Source organism: Mycobacterium sp. smrl_JER01 (assembly GCF_048513595.2).
Taxonomy (GTDB): Bacteria; Actinomycetota; Actinomycetes; order Mycobacteriales; family Mycobacteriaceae; genus Mycobacterium.
Genome location: NZ_JBLXXK020000001.1, coordinates 2,381,373 through 2,402,012, shown reverse-complemented (window position 1 = coordinate 2,402,012; position 20,640 = coordinate 2,381,373). Strand labels below are relative to the sequence as shown.

At 68.2% G+C, this 20,640-nt stretch carries 21 protein-coding genes; 13 read left to right on the top strand and 8 right to left on the bottom strand.

Annotated elements, in window-relative coordinates:
• Nucleotides 1–72 precede the first annotated feature (72 nt).
• Together ACNUDN_RS11365 and ACNUDN_RS11360 are read left to right on the top strand one after the other, a co-directional pair.
• Entirely contained in the window at nt 73–1,524 is a 1,452-nt protein-coding gene (locus tag ACNUDN_RS11365; protein WP_419122031.1) for an RNA polymerase sigma factor, read from the top strand.
• Nucleotides 1,525–1,625: 101 nt separating this feature from the next.
• On the top strand, nt 1,626–2,768 hold the full coding sequence (locus ACNUDN_RS11360) for a methyltransferase (RefSeq protein WP_419122030.1): 1,143 nt from the start codon (nt 1,626–1,628) through the stop codon (nt 2,766–2,768).
• A gap of 83 nt (nt 2,769–2,851) precedes the next feature.
• On the opposite strand, the gene ACNUDN_RS11355 is transcribed toward ACNUDN_RS11360, so the two are convergent.
• Entirely contained in the window at nt 2,852–4,354 is a 1,503-nt protein-coding gene (locus ACNUDN_RS11355) for a hypothetical protein (protein WP_419122029.1), read from the bottom strand.
• Nucleotides 4,355–4,821: 467 nt separating this feature from the next.
• Between ACNUDN_RS11355 and ACNUDN_RS11350 the strand changes: the two genes are divergently transcribed.
• Nucleotides 4,822–5,190 (top strand): Rid family hydrolase, encoded by a 369-nt coding sequence (locus ACNUDN_RS11350; protein ID WP_419122028.1) that lies wholly within the window; start codon nt 4,822–4,824, stop codon nt 5,188–5,190.
• Nucleotides 5,191–5,209: 19 nt separating this feature from the next.
• Here the strand turns inward: ACNUDN_RS11350 and ACNUDN_RS11345 are convergent, their stop codons facing one another.
• Nucleotides 5,210–5,575, bottom strand: coding sequence for a DUF952 domain-containing protein (locus ACNUDN_RS11345; protein ID WP_419122027.1), 366 nt, complete (start codon nt 5,573–5,575; stop codon nt 5,210–5,212).
• Between the two features lie 133 nt (nt 5,576–5,708).
• Here ACNUDN_RS11345 and ACNUDN_RS11340 point away from each other — a divergent pair, with 133 nt between their 5' ends.
• Together ACNUDN_RS11340 and ACNUDN_RS11335 are read left to right on the top strand one after the other, a co-directional pair.
• Complete coding sequence (locus ACNUDN_RS11340) at nt 5,709–5,900, top strand: DUF7455 domain-containing protein (RefSeq protein ID WP_003933669.1); 192 nt, start codon at nt 5,709–5,711, stop codon at nt 5,898–5,900.
• A 27-nt stretch (nt 5,901–5,927) separates the two neighbouring features.
• The gene (locus ACNUDN_RS11335; RefSeq protein WP_419122026.1) at nt 5,928–7,073 is read left to right on the top strand and encodes a YihY/virulence factor BrkB family protein; all 1,146 of its coding nucleotides are present in this window, start codon (nt 5,928–5,930) and stop codon (nt 7,071–7,073) included.
• On the opposite strand, the gene ACNUDN_RS11330 is transcribed toward ACNUDN_RS11335, so the two are convergent.
• Nucleotides 7,063–7,299 (bottom strand): DUF3039 domain-containing protein, encoded by a 237-nt coding sequence (locus ACNUDN_RS11330; protein ID WP_419122025.1) that lies wholly within the window; start codon nt 7,297–7,299, stop codon nt 7,063–7,065. The genes ACNUDN_RS11335 and ACNUDN_RS11330 overlap by 11 nt on opposite strands.
• 60 nt (nt 7,300–7,359) lie before the next feature.
• Between ACNUDN_RS11330 and ACNUDN_RS11325 the strand changes: the two genes are divergently transcribed.
• The 3 genes from ACNUDN_RS11325 (at nt 7,360) to ACNUDN_RS11315 (ending at nt 9,829) form a co-directional block, all read left to right on the top strand.
• Nucleotides 7,360–7,779: a DUF3099 domain-containing protein gene (locus ACNUDN_RS11325; protein ID WP_419122024.1), complete on the top strand. Its 420-nt coding sequence runs from the start codon at nt 7,360–7,362 to the stop codon at nt 7,777–7,779.
• A gap of 147 nt (nt 7,780–7,926) precedes the next feature.
• Nucleotides 7,927–8,889: a sigma-70 family RNA polymerase sigma factor gene (locus ACNUDN_RS11320; protein ID WP_419122023.1), complete on the top strand. Its 963-nt coding sequence runs from the start codon at nt 7,927–7,929 to the stop codon at nt 8,887–8,889.
• A 250-nt stretch (nt 8,890–9,139) separates the two neighbouring features.
• Nucleotides 9,140–9,829, top strand: a complete 690-nt coding sequence (locus ACNUDN_RS11315) for an iron-dependent transcriptional repressor DtxR (protein ID WP_419122022.1) — start codon at nt 9,140–9,142, stop codon at nt 9,827–9,829.
• On the opposite strand, the gene ACNUDN_RS11310 is transcribed toward ACNUDN_RS11315, so the two are convergent.
• Entirely contained in the window at nt 9,830–10,879 is a 1,050-nt protein-coding gene (locus ACNUDN_RS11310; protein WP_419122021.1) for a DUF4192 domain-containing protein, read from the bottom strand.
• Nucleotides 10,880–11,062: 183 nt separating this feature from the next.
• Here ACNUDN_RS11310 and sthA point away from each other — a divergent pair, with 183 nt between their 5' ends.
• Nucleotides 11,063–12,469: a Si-specific NAD(P)(+) transhydrogenase gene (sthA, locus tag ACNUDN_RS11305; RefSeq protein WP_419125118.1), complete on the top strand. Its 1,407-nt coding sequence runs from the start codon at nt 11,063–11,065 to the stop codon at nt 12,467–12,469.
• Between the two features lies 1 nt (nt 12,470).
• Here the strand turns inward: sthA and ACNUDN_RS11300 are convergent, their stop codons facing one another.
• A complete protein-coding gene (locus ACNUDN_RS11300) occupies nt 12,471–13,244 on the bottom strand; it encodes a trypsin-like serine peptidase (RefSeq protein ID WP_419125117.1) in 774 nt (257 codons plus the stop codon).
• A gap of 232 nt (nt 13,245–13,476) precedes the next feature.
• On the opposite strand from ACNUDN_RS11300, the gene ACNUDN_RS11295 reads away from it, so the two are divergent.
• From ACNUDN_RS11295 to ACNUDN_RS11285, 3 genes are read left to right on the top strand one after another with little or no spacing between them, the layout of a single operon-like run.
• A complete protein-coding gene (locus tag ACNUDN_RS11295) occupies nt 13,477–14,460 on the top strand; it encodes a proteasome assembly chaperone family protein (protein WP_419122020.1) in 984 nt (327 codons plus the stop codon).
• Between the two features lie 41 nt (nt 14,461–14,501).
• The gene (locus tag ACNUDN_RS11290; RefSeq protein WP_419122019.1) at nt 14,502–15,524 is read left to right on the top strand and encodes an alpha/beta fold hydrolase; all 1,023 of its coding nucleotides are present in this window, start codon (nt 14,502–14,504) and stop codon (nt 15,522–15,524) included.
• Nucleotides 15,525–15,559: 35 nt separating this feature from the next.
• Complete coding sequence (locus ACNUDN_RS11285; protein ID WP_419122018.1) at nt 15,560–16,246, top strand: PhzF family phenazine biosynthesis protein; 687 nt, start codon at nt 15,560–15,562, stop codon at nt 16,244–16,246.
• A 46-nt stretch (nt 16,247–16,292) separates the two neighbouring features.
• On the opposite strand, the gene nrdR is transcribed toward ACNUDN_RS11285, so the two are convergent.
• Complete coding sequence (gene nrdR, locus ACNUDN_RS11280; protein ID WP_419122017.1) at nt 16,293–16,757, bottom strand: transcriptional regulator NrdR; 465 nt, start codon at nt 16,755–16,757, stop codon at nt 16,293–16,295.
• 161 nt (nt 16,758–16,918) lie between these two features.
• Nucleotides 16,919–17,392: a LysM peptidoglycan-binding domain-containing protein gene (locus ACNUDN_RS11275; RefSeq protein ID WP_419122016.1), complete on the bottom strand. Its 474-nt coding sequence runs from the start codon at nt 17,390–17,392 to the stop codon at nt 16,919–16,921.
• A gap of 232 nt (nt 17,393–17,624) precedes the next feature.
• Between ACNUDN_RS11275 and lexA the strand changes: the two genes are divergently transcribed.
• On the top strand, nt 17,625–18,335 hold the full coding sequence (gene lexA / locus ACNUDN_RS11270) for a transcriptional repressor LexA (RefSeq protein ID WP_419122015.1): 711 nt from the start codon (nt 17,625–17,627) through the stop codon (nt 18,333–18,335).
• Between the two features lie 39 nt (nt 18,336–18,374).
• Here lexA and ACNUDN_RS11265 read toward each other — a convergent pair whose 3' ends face one another.
• Entirely contained in the window at nt 18,375–20,612 is a 2,238-nt protein-coding gene (locus ACNUDN_RS11265) for an LGFP repeat-containing protein (RefSeq protein WP_431959864.1), read from the bottom strand.
• Nucleotides 20,613–20,640: the final 28 nt, after the last annotated feature.

Genomic DNA, 20,640 nt, shown 5'->3' with positions numbered 1-20,640 from the left:
ATATCCGACATAGCCGACACTTTCGGTAGCGCACCTGTGCGCCCGAGAAGCCGCACGACCGAAAGGGTGTACGTGGCAGCGACCAAGGCAAGCCCGGCAACCGACGAGCCGGTGAAGCGCACCGCCGCCAAAGCCCCCGCCAAGAAGGCGCCCGCGAAAAAGGCCGCCAAGAGCACCGCCACCAAGGCGACCAAAGCCCGCGCCGCGAAATCCGCCGACGCCCCGGCGACCCGTGGCCGCGCCAAGAAGGCCACCTCGGCCGAGACGGGGGCCGTCGACGACGACCTCGCCGGCGGCGACGTCGAGAGCACCGACGAGATCGAGCCCGGCGACCTCGAGGTCGAGGACACCGACATCGAACTCGACGACATCGACGTCGACGACGCCGCGGGTGACGACGAATCCGAGGACGACGCCGAGGACGACGCCGCCGACGCCGAGACCGAGGAGGACGCTCCCAAGGCGGCGGGCAAGCCGGCCAAGGACGGCGAGGACGACGCCATCGCCGAGCCCTCCGAGAAGGACAAGGCTTCCGGCGACTTCGTCTGGGATGAAGAGGAATCCGAGGCGTTGCGACAGGCGCGCAAGGACGCCGAGCTCACCGCCTCGGCGGACTCGGTGCGCGCCTACCTCAAGCAGATCGGCAAGGTCGCGCTGCTCAACGCCGAGGAGGAGGTCGAGCTCGCCAAGCGCATCGAGGCCGGCCTGTACGCCACCCAGCTGATGGCCGAGCTGACCGACAAGGGCGAGAAGCTGCCCGCGGCTCAGCGCCGCGACATGATGTGGATCTGCCGCGACGGCGACCGCGCCAAGAACCACCTCCTCGAGGCGAACCTGCGTCTGGTGGTGTCGCTGGCCAAGCGTTACACCGGTCGCGGCATGGCGTTCCTGGACCTCATCCAGGAGGGCAACCTGGGTCTGATCCGCGCCGTCGAGAAGTTCGACTACACCAAGGGTTACAAGTTCTCGACCTACGCCACCTGGTGGATCAGACAGGCCATCACCCGCGCCATGGCCGATCAGGCCCGCACCATCCGCATTCCGGTGCACATGGTCGAGGTCATCAACAAGCTGGGCCGGATCCAGCGCGAGCTGCTGCAGGACCTGGGCCGCGAGCCCACGCCCGAAGAGCTCGCCAAGGAGATGGACATCACGCCGGAAAAGGTGCTGGAAATCCAGCAGTATGCGCGCGAGCCCATCTCGCTGGATCAGACCATCGGTGACGAGGGCGATTCTCAGCTCGGCGATTTCATCGAGGACTCCGAGGCCGTGGTGGCCGTGGACGCTGTGTCGTTCACACTCCTGCAGGATCAACTGCAGTCGGTGCTGGAGACGTTGTCCGAGCGCGAGGCCGGCGTGGTACGGCTGCGGTTCGGGCTGACCGACGGCCAGCCCCGCACCCTCGACGAGATCGGTCAGGTCTACGGCGTGACACGTGAACGCATCCGGCAGATCGAATCCAAGACGATGTCGAAGTTGCGCCATCCCAGCCGTTCTCAGGTGTTGCGCGACTACCTGGACTAGATCCCACTGCCCAAGCTCGGCACAAGAATTACTTAAGCTCCCTGACCTAGCGTCACCGGTGACAAGACCGACGCCGACGACGCACTGCAAAGGGTTCCACAATGAAGACCACAGGGGCTGGGACGACCACAGGGGCTGGGACGACCCCATCGCGAGACAAGTCCAAGGCGGCGAAACTTCCGCCGGCCGTGGTGCTCGCCGCGATCAACCGAATCCGCGAAGCGCTGGACCGGCTGCACAAGCGGGCCGCACCCGGTCATATCGCCCTGCTCGAAATCGCCCTGGGTGCGTGGTTCACCTCGGCGCTGTACGCCGCCGTGCGCCTCGGCATCCCCGACCGACTGGCCGACGGCCCACGCCGCGCCGACGACATCGCCCGAGACGTCGGCGCCGATCCGCAAGCCACCTATCGTCTGCTGCGCGCGCTGGCGAGTCGATCGGTGCTCAAGCTCCGCAGGGACGGCACATTCGCGCTGACCCGGTTGGGTCGCAGCATGATCACGGATCACCCCGAGTCGATGGCGCCGATGATCGCGTTCGTCGGTAGCCGCGTCCACCGGGAGCACTGGGGTGAATTGGAGCACTCAGTGCGTACCGGTGGTACCGCGGTCGCGAAGCTACGTGGGATGGAGATCTTCGACTACCTCGACACCGATCCCGAGTTCGCCGACCTGTTCAACGATGCGATGACCGGAGGTTCCCACGCTGTCGTCGAGAATGCGATCCCCGCATACGATTTCGGCGGGCGGCGGTTGATCGTCGATGTCGGCGGCGGTCAGGGCGGATTCCTGGCGGCGATCCTGGACCGCGCGCCCGGGGCCAAGGGCGTGTTGTTCGATCGGCCCTCCGTGGTCGCCGACGCCCCCGCGGTCCTCGGGCGAGCGGCCGCCCGATGCCGGGTCGAGGCCGGCTCGTTCTTCGACACGGTCCCGTCCGGCGGGGACACCTACGTCCTGAAAGCGATCCTCCACGACTGGAACGACGATGCATCGCTGGCGATCCTGCGCAACGTGCGCACCGCGATCGCCGACGACGGCCGGGTGTTGCTGTTCGAGATGGTGCTGCCCGAGCGCGCGCCGGCACACCTGGGCTTCCTCGTCGATCTCGAGATGTTGGTCAGCGCCGGCGGCCGCGAGCGCACCGCCGCGGAGTACTCGAACCTGTTGACTCAGGCGGGTTTTCGGATGACACGCGTCATCGCAACGGCAAGCCCGCTGTCGATCGTGGAAGCCGTCCCGGTCTGACGGTCACCATTGCCGGCCGGATCGGCCTCAGCTGCGAGTTTCTGCGGCATCGAGGTCCGGTGCAGTTCGGCCTCGGGGATCCGTCAGCTCGCCGACTCGCCTCCGCCGGAACCGCCGCGACCACCGGCACCGCCCTCGCCGCCCTTTGCGCCGGCCGGGCCGGATCCGCCGCTGCCCTGGGCGCCGCCGTCGCCGGCGGCGCCATCGCCGGCCGCTCCCCCGGCCCCGCCGCGACCACCGGTTCCACCGGCGCCGCCGGCACCGGTGGAGCCGTCGGCGCCGTCGGCGCCTGCTGTTCCCGCGGCACTTCCGGCACCGCCGCGACCCCCGACGCCGCCCGCACCGCCGTCTCCGCCCGAACCGCCATCGCCACCTCGCCCGCCGCGTCCGCCCTCACCCGTCCGGACCGGTCCACTGCCCGGGTCGGACATATCGGCGCCGCCCGCACCGCCGGATCCGCCATCGCCACCGTCGGCACCCCTGCCACCGGTTCCGCCGTTGCCTGCCGCACCCCCGGCACCGCCGTCGCCGCTCAATGATCCGCTGCGGCCGCCGGCGCCGCCGTTGCCGCCCACAGTCCCGGTCGCACCGGCCGCGCCGGCACCGCCGTTGCCACCGGTTCCGCCCGGTCCGGCGAAACCGATGTTCTGCCCGATGTCGACGGAGCCGCCTGCGCCGCCGTCCCCACCTCTGGCACCGACGCCGCCCAGGCCGCCATTGCCACCACGACCACCGAACACCGCGGCATTGGGCGCAGACCCCCGTGCCAGTCCGGCGTCACCGCCGTCACCGCCCACGCCGCCGCCCGCGCCGTTGCCGCCGTCCCCACCGGAGCCGCTGACACTGAACTGGTGGGGTGCAGCCAGGAAGCCCGTGACGCCCTGCCCCGTTCCGCCGTGGCCGCCGGACTGGTCGGTACCCGCGGCACCGTCCTCGCCACGACCGCCCGAATCGCCGGTGATGGTGTTGTCGACGACGTCCTTCGTGTAGGGCAGGCCGGTCGAGCCGAGAAAGTTCGGGGTACCCGTGGCCGCTCTACCGCTCGGCGGCGGTGCGACCCCGTCCAGCCCGCTGCCACCCTCGCCGCCGCGACCGCCGGCACCGCCGTTGCCGTGTAATCGGCCTGCGTTGCCGCCCGCGCCACCATCGCCGCCGCGGATGCCCGCGGAGCCGTCCGCACCGTCACCGCCGTCCCCGCCGTTGCCGGTCGTGGCGAAGACCCCGGCGTTGCCGCCCGCACCACCGTTCTGTCCGGCGAAGTACCCGTCACCCCCGCGACCACCATTTCCGCCAAACAACCCGGCGTTGCCACCTTTGCCGCCGCGTGCGCCGTCGCCGCCGCTACCCCAAAGCAGTCCGCCGTTTGCGCCGTTGCAGGCCGATGCACGACAGTCCTCGGAGGCGTCGACGCCGTCACCGATCAGCCAACCGCCGGGGCCGACATCGGCCGCACTGCGCCGCCCACCCGGACCGCCGGCACCGAGGTCGCCGACCGATCGTGCTGGCGCGATCCCGCCCCGTGGACAAGCCAGAGTTCCTCTGGCAGAAGCAGATTGGACCTTGAAGAGCCATCCCACCAAGACCATGCCGGGGCGGGCTGCGCAGAGGCGGTCGGGGCGGAAGAGATTGCGGCCAGCACGCCGACCCCCACCACGGCGGCGCTGCCCCCACCCGCTGCGAGCCAGATCCGGGCCGCAGCGCCGACACCGCTCACATCGGCATTGCTCGCATGTTTGCCACGGCTTCGAGCCACCCCGGGGTCTCCTCTATTTGACCAGTGAATTAGCTGAAATTTAACACGGCAAATCGACTGAGTCGTCAATTCAGGTCCCCGCCGGTCCGGAGTGTCCCCGCATCGGCCGATGGTGGCATGCACATGCGGTAGGCAGGTGCCGGAACTCTGCCCGAGCAGGCCCAGTGCGGGGCCCGCGCCGCCTCCGGGCCAGCCCAAGCCAGCCCAGAGCAGGATTGTCGACGGACCTCGCCGGGGGGGGCTGCAGCGAGAGCCGTCTGGCCACCACCAGTACCCGCGGCCAGGGCTAGATTCGTCACGATGAGCGAACGGGTCAACGTGTCATCGGGATCTGCGTTCGAGTCCGTGGTCGGCTACTCCAGGGCGGTGCGAACCGGTCCGCACGTCTTTGTCGCCGGCACCACTGCCGCGGGAGACGGACCGGCGGCTCAAGCCCGCGCGGCGTTGCGCCGGATCGAGGACGCGCTCGGCGAGGTGGGCGCAGCGTTGACCGATGTGGTGCGCACCCGCATCTTCGTCACCGACATCGCGGCGTGGGAGGAAGTGGGCGCCGTCCACGCAGCGGTGTTCGGCGACATCCGGCCCGTGACGACCATGGTTGAGGTGGCGGCGCTGATCGCCCCGGAGCTGGTGGTGGAAATCGAAGCCGACGCGGTGGTGTGGCGATGAACCCCGTTCCGACGGTGCGTCACGGTCTCGGCGCGTGGAAGCGCCCGTCGCGGTCGGGCCGGTAGTTGGTGACGCTAATCACAGCGTCCAGCGGCAGTGGACCGAACAAATGCGGGAACACCATGCCATCAGGATCATCCGGAACCCCCGGCTCCCAACGGACAGGAGAGGTCAGGCGTGCGGCATCGATGCGCAACAGCATCAGATCGGCTCGGCCGGCGTAAAGCCGGTTTGCGGGCAGATGCACTTGCTGCGGTGTCGAGAGGTGGACAAACCCCACCGTGTCCAGTGACTCCGGAATATGCACACCGGCAGTACGCGCGCGCTCCCATTCCGCAGCGCTGCACAGGTGCACCAATACCTGAGTCTCGGTGCCAGAGCTCATCCCGCCGCCTCCCGGTCGCAGTAACGCAGGAGCTCGTGAGACACGACACACCTGTAAACCCCCGGGGAACAAGGCCGGAACCCCAAGCGTCTGACAGAGTAGAACTACGTCGCTACCACCCCATGGAGGTGCCATGACCGCAACGCTCACCAGTCCTGGATTGACCAAGGCTGACCGCTGCGACCGTTGTGGGGCCGCCGCCCGTGTGCGGGCGAAGCTTCCATCGGGTGCGGAGTTGTTGTTCTGCCAGCACCACGCCAATGAGCATGAGGCCAAGCTGGTCGAGCTCGCCGCGGTTCTGGAAGTGAGCCCGCTCGAGCCTTAGCGGCGAATCGGTAATGCTGGTCTGGTCATGAATGACCAGTCAGAGCCGTCCGATTCGCAGGCCGCACAATCAGCGACACCGTCAGCGGCCAAGCCTCACCCCCCAAAACACCAACGGGCCAGACCTCAACGTCACCATCTGCGTCGCATCACGTTGCGAACCCTGAGCAAGAGTTGGGACGACTCGATCTTCTCGGAGTCCGCGCAGGCTGCGTTCTGGTGCGCGCTGTCGTTGCCGCCGTTGCTGCTCGGGATGCTGGGCAGCCTGGCATACGTCGCTCCACTGTTCGGGCCCGACACCTTGCCCGCTATCGAAGGTCAACTGATCAGCGTCGCGGAGAGATTCTTCTCGCCGAACGTGGTCAGCGAGATCATCGAACCCACGGTCAACGACATCGTGGGCGGTGCCCGCGGCGAGGTGGTGTCACTGGGGTTCGTGATCTCCCTGTGGGCCGGTTCGTCGGCAGTCTCGGCGTTCGTGGACTCGATCACCGAGGCCCACGATCAGACGCCGCTACGCCATCCCGTGCGGCAGCGGTTCTACGCCCTCGGGCTTTACGTGGTGATGCTGGTCGGAGCAATCGTGGCCGCGCCGTTCCTGGCGCTGGGGCCACGCAAGATCATCGAGTTCATTCCCGACAGTTGGCACAGCGCACTGCAACTGGCGTATTTCCCGGTACTGGCGGTGGCTCTCATCGTGGGTGTCAACCTGCTCTATCGGGTGGCGCTGCCCAAGCCACTTCCGTCACACCGCCTGTTGCTGGGCTCAGTGCTGGCCGCGGTGGTGTTCCTGATCGCCACCTGGGGACTACGCGTGTATCTCACCTGGATCACCAGCACCGGATACACCTACGGCGCACTGGCCACCCCGATCGCATTCCTGTTGTTCGCTTTCTTCCTCGGGTTCGCGATCATGATCGGCGCCGAACTCAACGCCGCCATCGAAGAGGAGTTCCCGGCCCCCCAGACCCACGCCAATCGTCTCCGCGGTTGGCTGGAAGCCAAGTCCGATGCGCGACCGGCCGCCCGCAACGGCCGCCGCAACGGCCGCCCCAACGGCCGCCCCAACGGCCGCCCCAACGGCCGTAGCGCCGGGCCGGCCGGCTCCCGCACCCGCACTGGAAACACGGCCGGCACCGAAAACGCGGCCGGCACCGATGCGGCTACTTCTTGAGCTGTTCGTAAATCCGCTTGCAGTCAGGACACACCGGTGAACCCGGCTTCGCCGACTTCGTCACCGGGAAAACCTCACCGCACAATGCGACGACGTGGGTGCCCATCACCGCGCTCTCGGCGATCTTGTCCTTCTTGACATAGTGGAAGAACTTGGGCCGGTCGCCGTCTGTGCCGTCATCGACGCGTTCGTCGGCGTCGGTGCGCTCGATCGTCTGGGTGTCCATGGCGTCCATTCTGCCCGGCAAGGGTTTGGTAATAAACGCAACGGGCACACCGACGTCCTGATGTGGAACAGTGGAGGGATGAAACAAGGCTCCGAGCTGAGTTTCGACGACGAGGGTCGTCCGGTTCTGATCACCCGGGCCGCCCCCGCCTACGAGGAGCAACACCGCCAGCGAGTGCGCAAGTACCTGACGTTGATGTCGGTGCGCATCCCGGCGCTCATTCTGGCCGCCGTCGCATACAGCATCTGGCACAACGGACTGATCTCGTTGGCGATCATCCTGGTCTCGATTCCGTTGCCGTGGATGGCGGTGCTGATCGCCAACGACCGGCCGCCCCGCAAGGCTGAGGAGCCTCGCCGCTACGACGTGCCGCGGCGTATTCCGTTGTTTCCCACGGCCGAGCGGCCGGCAATCGGCGGTGTCGCCCCTCGCGCGCCGCAACCTGAGACCGACGACCGGCGCGGCGACGTTCCCGACTGAGCGCTTTCTCGCGCCTTTCTCAGCACATTCTCAGGTCACCGGCCGATAACCGCAGATCAGAAGGTGTGAAGCGGGGAAAACCCGGGAACTCATTGCGGGCTTGGGGCGTTGTAGCTCATGAAAGTTCCACCCGATCAGGAGGCCGCCATGGCAAATGCCACCACCAGCCGTATCGACCAGGATCTGGATGCCCAGAGCCCAGCCGCCGACCTGGTGCGGGTCTACCTGAACGGCATCGGCAAGACCGCGTTGCTCAATGCCGCCGATGAGGTGGAGCTGGCCAAGCGCATCGAGGCGGGCCTGTATGCCCAGCATCTGCTCGCCACGCGCAAGCGCTTGGGCGAGAACCGCAAGCGTGATCTGGCCGCGGTCGTACGCGACGGGGAAGCCGCCCGCCGCCATCTGCTGGAGGCCAACCTTCGACTGGTGGTATCGCTGGCCAAGCGCTACACCGGACGCGGTATGCCGTTGCTCGACCTCATCCAGGAGGGCAACCTCGGACTCATCCGGGCGATGGAGAAATTCGACTACGCCAAGGGGTTCAAGTTCTCGACCTACGCCACGTGGTGGATCCGTCAGGCGATCACCCGCGGCATGGCCGACCAGAGCCGCACGATCCGGTTGCCCGTGCACCTCGTCGAGCAGGTCAACAAGCTCGCCCGGATCAAGCGCGAGATGCATCAGAATCTCGGACGCGAAGCCACCGACGAGGAACTGGCCGAGGAGTCGGGCATCCCGGTCGAGAAGATCACCGATCTGCTCGAGCACAGCCGCGACCCGGTGAGCCTCGACATGCCGGTCGGTAGCGACGAAGAGGCACCGCTGGGCGACTTCATCGAAGACGCCGAGGCGATGTCGGCCGAGAACGCCGTCATCTCCGAACTGCTGCACACCGACATCCGGTACGTACTGGCCACCCTCGACGAGCGTGAGCAGCAGGTCATTCGGCTCCGTTTCGGCCTCGATGACGGTCAGCCGCGCACCCTGGATCAGATCGGCAAGCTCTTCGGCCTGTCCCGCGAACGGGTGCGGCAGATCGAGCGTGAGGTCATGGCCAAGTTGCGCAACGGTGAGCGCGCCGACCGTCTGCGCTCCTACGCCGCCAGCTGACACGCCGCGGCTGCCCACTTCCCCTCATCGACGACTGTCCCGTCCACGAATCACCGTCCCGTACCGAAGGCCCGCCGGAATTCCGGCGGGCCTTCGGCGTGCCGGCGGCCCTTCGACAACCTGCCGGCCGTGGTCGCCCTGCCGGCGGTGGCGCCGTGTCGCCCTGCCGGCGGTGGTGCCGTGTCGCCCTGGGAAGCTCCGCTGGTGGCCGGGCAGGCCGGTAGACTCGTCTGCGACGGAGGGTTGTGCGATGAACGATCTGGTTGATACCACCGAGATGTACCTGCGGACGATCTACGACCTCGAGGAAGAGGGCGTGATCCCGTTGCGCGCCCGCATCGCCGAGCGTCTCGATCAGAGTGGCCCCACCGTCAGTCAGACCGTCTCCCGGATGGAGCGCGACGGCCTGCTGCACGTCGCAGGTGACCGGCATCTGGAGCTGACCGACAAGGGCCGGGCGCTGGCGGTGGCGGTGATGCGCAAGCACCGGCTCGCCGAGCGCCTGCTCGTCGACGTCATCGGGCTGCCGTGGGAGGAAGTACACGCCGAGGCCTGCCGCTGGGAGCACGTGATGAGCGTGGACGTCGAACGTCGGCTCGTGCAGGTGCTCGACAATCCGACCACCTCGCCGTTCGGAAACCCGATCCCGGGGCTGTCGGAACTGGGTGTCGGTGACGAGATGAGCGACACGCTCAGCCTGGTGCGGCTCACCGAGCTTCCGGCGGGCATGCCGGTGGCCGTGGTGGTGCGCCAGTTGACCGAACACGTCCAGGGTGACGCCGACCTGATCGCCCGCCTCAAAGACGCCGGCGTCGTCCCCAACGCCCGGGTGACGGTGGAGGTCAACGGAACCGGCGGTGTGACGATCGTCATCCCAGGACACGAGCAGGTGGAGTTACCGCACGAGATGGCCCACGCCGTCAAGGTCGAGAAGGTCTGATCAGCCGGCTCGACGGCCGTACAGTCGCCGCGGCGGCAGGCGCACGCCGAGCTGACGCGCCAGCCGGTACCCGGTCTTGGCGAGTTCCCGGATCTGTTCGGGCCGCATCCCCGACTGCAGCGCCTGGTCGAGCATCCCGGCCATCCGGTGCATCGGGTCGCCCCGCAGCGCCTGATCCAGTGAGATTCCCGCCAGCGGCCCGTCGCCCCGTGCGTATGCCGAGAACGCAAGCAGCACAAGCGCTTCCACCCGCCAGGGATCGGGAAGGCTGCGCGCCAGCTCCCCCCACAGGACCTCGGCCGCCCCGGCGCCGTCCCCGACGGCCAGCGCATAGAGGGTGTCTCGAACCCGCGTGTCGGTCAGCGCCCACGCCAGCCGCACCAGATCGTCGTCGCTGAGCCCACCCTCGCACCGAACGTGCTCGATACAGGCCAGCGCGTGCTCGACATCGTCTCGGGCGTGTGCATCGGGGCGGGGCGTCTCACTTGGGCCGGCCAGTTCGATCAGTCCGCCCAGCTCCGCCGACCGGGTCGGGTCAGCGGTGGCCACGACGGCGACGAGTTCGTCTCGCCGCCCGTAGAGCCGCCGCCCGTCGAGCACCGCAGCGACTGCGGTCGGCGACGCGGCCGGGTCCTCCACAACCCCGGACCGGCCGCAGCCGTCGGCGCAGTACCAGCGCTCACCCGCGGCGATCGCAGCGACGACGTGGGCGGCGATCAGCTCGACACCCTGCGCGTCGAGTTCCACGGTCAGCTCCCCCGCGATGCGACCGTGCTCGTCGGCGCACATCGGACAGCCCGCACCGATGTCGTCGACGATCACCGCCATCGCCGACTCAGCACCCGACGCGGCGGCCAGCTCAGCCAGTTGGCACAGCTGGTCGGGCGGAGGGTCATCCAGATCGGCCCGCAGGACCGCGCCCATGTGACCGTCCTCGACGGTGACCAGAACGAGTGACTTCTCCGGGACGAAGCCGAGTACCGCGGGCAGCGCGGCGATCAAAGCACCGGGACGATCGAGTGCGGACTCAGGGCGAGGTGTTGTGGCCATGAGGCCAACTTGGCAACCTCCACCGACGCCGATCGGCCCAAGCCGCCCGGCCGGCACGCAACTGTGGATGAAATCGGGTTTGGGGAGCAGCGCCCGCTGCGATGGGGAAGCTGTTCACGCGATGTTGACGTCGGCCGGCATGCGGACCGACGGCAACCGGCGTACACCTTGTGCATGGATTCGATGCTGGAGTACGACCTGGTGGTCATCGGTTCCGGCCCCGGCGGTCAGAAAGCCGCCATCGCGGCCGCCAAGCTCGGCAAGTCGGTCGCTGTGGTGGAACGCGGCCGCATGCTCGGCGGCGTCTGCGTCAACACCGGCACCATCCCGTCGAAAACCCTGCGCGAAGCCGTCGTCTACCTCACTGGGATGAGCCAGCGCGAACTCTACGGCGCCAGCTACCGGGTCAAGGAGAAGATCACCCCCGCCGACCTGCTCGCGCGCACCACCCACGTCATCACCAAGGAGCAGGACGTGGTGCGGTCCCAACTGATGCGCAACCGGATCGACCTGGTCCAGGGGCACGGCCGATTCCTCGACCCCCACACGGTGCTCGTCGAAGAGCCGCATCGCGGTGAACGCACCACCGTCACCGGCGAATACGTCGTCATCGCCACCGGAACCAAGCCCGCGCGGCCCGACGGGGTGGAGTTCGACGACGAGCGGGTGCTCGACTCCGACGGCATCCTGGATCTGAAGACACTGCCGTCGTCGATGGTGGTCGTCGGGGCGGGAGTGATCGGCATCGAGTACGCCTCGATGTTCGCCGCGCTCGGGACCAAGGTCACCGTCGTCGAGAAGCGCGACACCATGCTCGAGTTCTGCGATCCCGAGATCATCGAATCGCTGAAGTTCCACCTGCGCGACCTCGCCGTGACGTTCCGGTTCGGCGAAGAGGTCACCGCGGTCGACGTGGGCTCCACCGGTACCGTCACCACCCTCGCCAGCGGCAAGCAGATTCCGGCCGAGACCGTCATGTACTCGGCCGGCCGTCAGGGGCAGACCCGTGACCTCGATCTGGCCAGCGCCGGACTGGAATCCGACAACCGCGGCCGGATCTTCGTCGACGACAACTACCAGACCAAGGTCGATCACATCTACGCAGTCGGGGATGTCATCGGTTTCCCGGCGTTGGCCGCGACATCGATGGACCAGGGCCGGCTCGCCGCCTATCACGCCTTCGGCGAACCGAGCAAGGGCATGACCGAGCTGCAGCCGATCGGCATCTACTCCATCCCGGAGGTGTCCTACGTGGGGGCCACCGAGGTGGAACTGACCAAAAACGCGGTGCCCTACGAAGTCGGGGTGTCCCGCTACCGCGAACTGGCCCGCGGGCAGATCGCCGGAGACTCGTACGGGATGCTCAAACTGCTCGTCTCCACCGAGGATCTGCGGCTGCTCGGTGTGCACATCTTCGGCACCAGTGCCACCGAGATGGTGCACATCGGTCAAGCCGTGATGGGCTGCGGGGGCACCATCGAGTACCTCGTCGACGCCGTGTTCAACTATCCGACCTTCTCGGAGGCCTACAAGGTCGCCGCACTGGACGTGATGAACAAGCTGCGCGCGTTGAGCCAGTTCCGCGCCTGAATCATCCGCACCCGTCGTCGAACGACGCGGGCGCGTCATCCCCGGGTCCACCTGCCTCGGCGCGTGCCACCAACGCCGACACCGCCGCACCGAACGGCGGCGAGTAGGACACTTCCTCGGCGCATCCGCCGCCGTCGAGCCCACCGATGACGCCGGTGACCGTCGAACCCGAGATCCAGGGAGCGCCGGAGAAGCCAGCGACCACCCCGTCGCAGCGCAGACTCGGGAACCCGTGCCGCTGCGGCGCTGCCGGCGCCCGGCACGCGGTCGGACCGCCCCCGATGCCGGCCGGGTACCCGAGGACGGTGACCTCCTCGCCCACCTCCGGCGCGGAGCCCAACCGCAGACCCGCACCGGCGGCCGATTGCAGCCGGGCGCCGTCTGCCCTGCTCACCCGCGCGACAGCGAAGTCCGCCGCGGGATCGTAGCCGTCGATCCAGCGCGGGTCGAAAAACACCGCGTCGACCTGCCAACCATCGGCAGCCGAGTCTCCCGCGCCGAACCCGGGCACGAACTCGGCGTCGGTGTCTGCGGTCAGACAGTGGGCAGCAGTCAGAATCAGATCGCCGGCCGGTGAGTCCAGCACCGCGGCCGAACAGATGTGCACGTCCCCGACGAAGACCGCCCCGACGCGGGGATCGGGCGCCGCCGGGCGCACCGACGGCAGTGCCGGGTCCGCAGGCGCCCGGGTCGCCGACAGTTGCGGTCCGCATGCCGTCAGCAGCGTCGCCAGCACGGCTGACCACAGACACCGCGCCGACAGTCGGACAGCCACCCGGGCAGAGGACACCCCACGATCCTCCCCGCCCGGCGTTTCCTCGGCGACCAGGCCGGGTAGATCGCGACCCACCGGCGCGGAATGTCACATCGGCGTGTGCACGTTCGAACAACTGGGTGACGCCCGGTGGCCCGCCGTCGCACCGCCGTGCCTGTGCGGGACACTGGACGTTCACGGTTCCAACCGGCATCAGGTGTGTTGCGGGTACCGAGGCGAGGAGGCGAGACGGATGGCTGACGACGAGCACGGCCGGCAGTATCAGCCGGAGCAGACCGGAATGTACGAACTTGAGTTCCCGGGCCCACAGTTGTCGTCGCCAGACGGCCGCGGCCCGGTGCTGGTGCACGCGCTGGAAGGCTTCTCCGACGCCGGACATGCGATCCGGCTCTCGGCCGCGCATCTGAAGAACACGCTCGACACCGAGCTGGTGGCGTCCTTCGCGATCGACGAGCTGCTCGACTACCGGTCCCGGCGCCCGCTGATGACCTTCAAGACCGATCACTTCACCCACTACGACGAGCCGGAACTCAATCTGTACGCGCTGCACGACACCGCGGGCACGCCCTTTCTGCTGCTCGCCGGACTGGAGCCGGATCTGCGTTGGGAGCGATTCGTGACGGCGGTGCGCCTACTGTCCGAGCGGCTCGGCGTGCGCCGGGTGATCGGCCTGGGCTCCATCCCGATGGCGGTTCCGCACACCCGGCCGATGACGCTCACCGCGCACTCCAACGACAAGGAGCTCATCGCCGACCACCAGCCGTGGGTGGGTGAGGTTCAGGTTCCCGGCAGCGTCTCCAATCTCCTGGAGTTCCGGATGGCCCAGCACGGGTACGAGGTCGTCGGTTTCACCGCGCACGTCCCGCACTATCTGGCGCAGACCGACTACCCGTCGGCGGCCGAGACACTGATCTCCGAAGTTGCCAGGAATGGTTCGCTGGAGATCCCCACCGCGGGACTCACCCAGGCCGCTGCCGAGGTGTTCGACAAGATCAATGAGCAGGTGGCGGCCAGTGCAGAGGTCGCTCAGGTGGTGGAGGCTCTCGAGCGCCAGTACGATGCGTTCGTTGCCGCTCAGGAGAACCGGTCGCTGCTGGCGCGGGACGAGGATCTGCCGAGCGGAGAGGAACTCGGCGCCGAATTCGAGCGATTCCTCGCTCAACAGGCCGGTGAGAAGAAGCCGAAGGACGGGGACGACCCCAGGGAAGGCCTGTAGTTCCGCCGGCTGGAACCCGTCCCGACGACGAAGTGGGCGACATGACCGAACGCAAGCCGAACCTGCGGCCCGTGCGCGAACTCACGCCGACGTTGAAGTACTGCACGATCCACGGTTATCGGCGAGCCTTCCGGGTCGCGGGATCCGGTCCGGCGATCCTGCTCATCCACGGCATCGGGGACAACTCGACCACCTGGAGCACCGTGCAGACCCAGTTGGCGCAGCGATTCACCGTCATCGCACCGGATCTGCTGGGCCACGGAAAGTCCGACAAGCCGCGCGCCGACTACTCGGTCGCCGCGTATGCCAACGGTATGCGGGATCTGCTGAGCGTTCTCGACATCGACAGTGTCACGGTGGTCGGGCACTCTCTCGGCGGCGGCGTGGCCATGCAGTTCGCCTATCAGTTCCCCCAGCTGGTCAACCGGTTGATTCTGGTCGGCGCCGGCGGAGTCACCAAGGACGTCAACATCGCTTTGCGCATCGCGTCGCTGCCGATGGGCAGCGAGGCGCTGGCTCTGTTGCGCCTGCCGTTGGTACTGCCGGCCCTTCAGGTCCTGGGGCGGCTCAGCGGAACAGTGCTCGGGTCGACCGGGGTCGGCCGCGACATTCCCGACATGCTGCGCATCCTGGCTGACCTGCCCGAGCCGACCGCGTCATCGGCGTTCGCCCGAACGCTACGCGCCGTTGTCGACTGGCGCGGGCAGGTGGTCACCATGCTCGACCGCTGCTACCTGACCCAGTCGGTTCCGGTGCAGCTCATCTGGGGCAGCCTCGACGCCGTGATTCCGGTCAGCCACGCCGAGATGGCCCACGCAGCCATGCCCGGTTCGGAGCTGGAGATCTTCCAGGGTTCGGGCCACTTCCCGTTCCACGACGATCCGGATCGCTTCGTCGAGGTGGTCGAGAAGTTCATCAGCTCGACCGAGCCGGCGGTGTACGACCAGGAGTATCTGCGCGGGTTGCTCCGTACCGGTATCAGCGAGGGCACCATCTCCGGTCCGCTCGACACACGCGTCGCGGTGCTCGACGCCATGGGCGCCGACGAACGTTCGGCAACCTGACCGGGGTTCCGCGGGCGACGACGTAGCATCGGCGCATGGCCATCGACGTGACAGTGCTGCGCGTATTCACTGACCAGGACGGCAGATTCGGCAACCCGCTCGGTGTCGTGGACGCGGCGACAGTGGACGCGGGCGACCGGCAACGCATCGCCACCGAACTGGGCTACAGCGAGACGGTGTTCGTCACCCTTCCGCACGCGGGCACGCACAGCGCCCACGCCCGCATCCACACGCCCACCACGGAGATGCCCTTCGCCGGTCATCCCACCGTGGGCGCGTCCTGGTGGCTCAAGGACCGCGGCATGCCGATCAAGACGCTGCAGGTACCGGCGGGCATCGTGCAGGTCGGCTACAGCGGGGATCTGACCTCGGTCAGCGCCCGGGCGGACTGGGCGCCGGCGTTCGCGATTCACGACGTGGAGTCGCCGGACGAGCTGGCCGCGGCCGATCCCGACGACTACGCCGACGGTTCCGAGCACTATCTGTGGACCTGGCTGGACGAGGCCGCTGGAACCATTCGTTCCCGGATGTTCGCCCCGCATCTGGGGATTCGGGAGGACGAGGCCACCGGCGCCGCGGCGGTCCGAATCACCGAGCATCTCAGTCGTGATCTGACGATCGTGCAGGGTCAGGGATCGGTCATCGAAACCACGTGGAGCCCGGAGGGATGGGTTCAGGTCGCCGGACGTGTGGTAGACGACGGGCAACGTCAGATCGACTGACGGCGCGTCCGGCCGGCGTGCGGGACACAGGGCAGGGGCGGGCGCGTCAGGTTTGCGCCGCCGCCTCACGGTGGGCGCGCAGCGCCTGGATCTCACGCTCGAAGTCCTCGGCCGATGAGAATGAGCGGTACACCGATGCGAACCGCAGATAGGCGACCTCGTCGAGCTCACGCAGCGGACCGAGAATGGCCAGACCCACTTCGTGGCTGGGAACCTCGGCCGATCCGGTGGCCCTGACTGCATCTTCGACCTGCTGCGCGAGCAGATTGAGCGCATCGTCGTCGACCTGACGGCCCTGGCAGGAGCGCCGCACACCGCGGATGACCTTCTCCCGGCTGAAAGGTTCGGTCACGCCGCTGCGCTTCACGACCGCCAGTACCGCGGTCTCGACCGTGGTGAACCTGCGCCCGCATTCAGGACAGGACCGGCGCCGACGAATGGCCTGACCTTCGTCGGTCTCCCGGGAATCCACGACACGCGAATCCGGATGCCGGCAGAACGGACAGTGCATCACCGCTCCTTCGCCGCATCGACAGTCAACCGCTTCGAACGCCCTTGAGCGTACCTGCGTCAGCCGCGGGTGGCGCAATGCCGGACTCAGCGGCGCGTACCTCATTGGACCGGTCCTCAGAAGGGTTGGGCCGCAGCGGTTTTGGAATCTCTGCGGGCGCCTCAGGCGACCGGCGCGATCAGTGTCTGGCCAGCGTCCAGCGCCACCGACTGCAGCTGATTCAACTCACGGATTCGGTCGATGACGTCGGCGATCGGGGCATCGGGGGCGACGCGCTGTGCCACCTGCTGCAACGACTCGCCACTGTGCACCTGGACCACTGTGAGACGCCCCGGCACGGCGGACTCACCGCCGGCCAGACCGCCGAACTGGCCGACGAGCCCGAGCCAGAGCGTGATCGCCGCGGCCACCAACGCCAGCAACACCGTGGTAACCGGCGTGATCGGGCGGCGCCGGTGCGATGCCCGCGACACCAGTACCCCGGTGCCCCGATAGCGAACGGCGGCGCCGCCGCCCGGCCGGCGGGTCGCCGGCCTACGGGCCGGGACCGCCGGCCGCACCCGGCCGTCACCGATCCGCAGCCGGGGCGCGCGCTCGAACTCGTTCCAGGTTGCGCGATCGTCGAGAATGGTCATCTGCTCGCCTTCCGTATCAGGACCGTTCGCTCTTGTGTTCGAACTCTAGTCGATCAGGTGTTCGATTGATAGAACACGTGATCGAACTGTTGCGAACGCTAACGCACGCCACCGACACGTCCCGGCGACGCGAAAAACGGCCGCGGTCCGTCCACAGCGGTTCGTCTGCACAGGGCGACACACCTCGAACACATGTTTGATTATCGGCGGCGGTCGCGTTACATTCAGGCCCATGAGTGACGACAGCAGAGACAGCACCAACGGCTCCGGCGCAGGCCGAGGCCGGGACTCTGGCCTGACCGAACGTCAGCGCACCATCCTCGACGTCATCCGCGCGTCGGTGACCAGCCGCGGCTATCCGCCGAGCATCAGGGAGATCGGCGACGCCGTCGGGTTGACCTCCACCTCATCGGTCGCCCATCAGCTCCGCACCCTCGAACGCAAGGGATACCTGCGCCGCGACCCCAACCGTCCGCGCGCAGTCGATGTCCGTGGCGCCGACGACGGCATCGCGGCCCCCGCCGCTCCCATCGTCACGACCGATGTCGCCGGCTCCGACTCGCTTCCCGAACCCACATTCGTGCCCGTGCTGGGACGCATCGCCGCGGGCGGGCCCATCCTGGCCGAAGAGGCTGTCGAGGACGTCTTCCCGCTGCCCCGCGAACTCGTCGGCGAAGGCTCGCTGTTCTTGCTCAAGGTGGTCGGCGAATCCATGGTCGACGCCGCCATCTGCGATGGCGATTGGGTGGTGGTCCGGCAGCAGAGCGTCGCCGACAACGGAGACATCGTGGCCGCGATGATCGACGGTGAGGCGACCGTCAAGACGTTCAAGCGCACCCGGGGTCAGGTCTGGCTGATGCCGCACAACCCGGCCTTCGACCCGATCCCCGGCAACGACGCGGCCATCCTGGGCAAGGTCGTGACCGTCATCCGCAAGATCTGACCGGCCCGCGCGTCGACCGGAACCCCGCAGACCGCGGTCTTACTCTCCCCGGACGAAACCGTTGGTGCGTGCGATTTCCTCGCTGGCAAACCAGATCTCGACCGGCGCCTCGTCGTAATCGCTGCTGTCCGGAGTCCAGAACAGGCCGGACTTGGTGTCGGCCTTAATCGGATACCCGTCGGGGATCTCGGCGGGATCGTCGAACGGCATGTGCAGCGCCGTCCCGAGCGGGGTGGGCTCGTCGATGTCGATCCGGGCGTGCCGGCCGGTGTCGGTGATCGCGTCATGCACCGGCGGGGCGGGCGGCGGCAGCACCGGGGCGGCCGGAGGCCTCCGATCGAACTCCGCCTCGTCACGGTCAGCGGCCGCGAAGTCACCCAGACCTGCCCGGTCGGCATCGTCGAGGTCCCGGTGCGCCCAGTCGGCCCAGTCGGCCCGGTCGGCCCGGTCGTCCCTGTCGGTCCTGTCGTCGCTGTCGTGCCGGTCGTCCCAGTCGTGGCTGTCGTCCCAGCCGTCCCGGTCGTCCCAGCTGTCGCTGTCGTCCCGGACCTCGCTGTCGTCGAGATCCGCCTCGTCGGGCCCCTCGACCACATCGTGGGACAGGTCCTCGGCGCTGGTGGCCTCGGGCGCCGGGTCGACCGTCACCACCCGCGTCGGAGCCGTGTCCACCGCGTCCGGGTCGTCCTGCTCACCGAGTGCGACGTTCGGCGCCTCGTCATCGCGCGCAGCGCTGTCGCCGACGGCCGGCGAACCCCAGAAACTGGGCGGCTCCGCACCGAAGTCCCTGCCCGTCGACGACGCGGCACCCAACGATCCGAGTCCTTCGCGGGCATACCGGTCGCCGAACACTTCGTCTTCGCGGCCGTCGTCGTCCTGGTCGTGCTGCGGCCCGCTCTCCGATTCGCCGAAGAACTGTTCGTCGCGGCGTCGACGCTTACGCAGCACGGCCAGCCCGACCAACCCACCCAGCAGCAGCAGCGGGACCAGCGCCAGCAACCACCACCAGGTCCACCTCAGCCCCGAGCTCTCGGTGTTCTCAGCCGCCTGGGGGGTCGGAGAGGACGCCTGTGGGGGTCCGGCCCCCGGCACTTCCAGCTCCGCCAGCTGTGCCGCCAGTCCGGCCGGTTCGGTGCTGAACTTCTGCGTCACCGTGTCCCAGGAGATGGCACCACCGCTGAATCGCTGGGTGATCACATCCCCGTTTTGTGTCTGATCCGACACCGGGGCGCCCAGCTCGCCGGTCGCCCCGCCGAGTTCGTCCCATGCGGCGTTCATCGCCCCGCGCACGATCACCGCACCGTGGTCGGGAGTCCAGAAGATGACCGGCTTGTCCTCTGCGGCGAAGGCACTGATGCGGCTCGCCGGTGCCAGGCCGCCGTCCTGTTCACTGGTGATCGGGAACCCGAGGTCCCCTTCCGGACCACCCACGCTCTGGTACTTGGCCAACACCTGTCCAGTCACCACGTTGGCGCCGGTGTCCGGGCTGTAGAAGATGGTGCCGTTGACGAAGTCCTGGCCCATTCCGTCGGACCCGATCTCGTATGGCTCGCCTTCGGCGGCACCCAACGGCCCGAGCGCGCCACCAGCGGCGCGGCGGGCCGCGTTGATCGACGCCACCGGATCGTCGGGGATCGTGAGATCACCGAGTTGGCCGGCCAGCTCGGGAGGCACTGTGGTGAACGTCTTGGCCCGTGAGTCATAGGACAGTTCACCGCCGGTGAACCTCTGGGTGACGACCGCGCCGTCGTAGGTCTCGTCCTCGGCAGGCACTCCGAGGACGCCCGAAGATCCACCCAACCTGTCCCAGGCCGCGTTGATCGGTCCGCGGACCACTCTGGCGCCCGTCGCCGGCGTCCAGAAGATGACCGGGTTGTCAGAGGCGCTGAACGTGCTGTTGCGGCTCCCCGGGGCGCGGCCAGGGCCCTCGTCGATCGTCGGGAACCCCAGGTCACTGTCGGCGGGTCCACCGAGCGACTCGTACTTCTGCAGGATTGCGCCCTGCATGAAGCGGGCGCCGGTGGCGGGGGTGAAGAACATGGTGCCGGAGGCGAAATTCTGCGCGAATCCGTCGCCGGCGGGATACACATCGCCCGTCTTGGGTCCGAGCGGTCCGGTGTCGCCACCACCGGCCTGCCACGCGGCGGTGATCGCGTCGTTGGCTTCGACTTCGGGCTGTGCAGCTGCGGCCGGGGCGAACAGGAGCGCAGTAGCCACCCCCAGCAGCCCGATCGCCAAGCGACCGGCCAATCGTCGGCGCAGCATCGGCTGCCGGCTCATTCTTCCTCCCCGCGGTCGGCGACTGGTC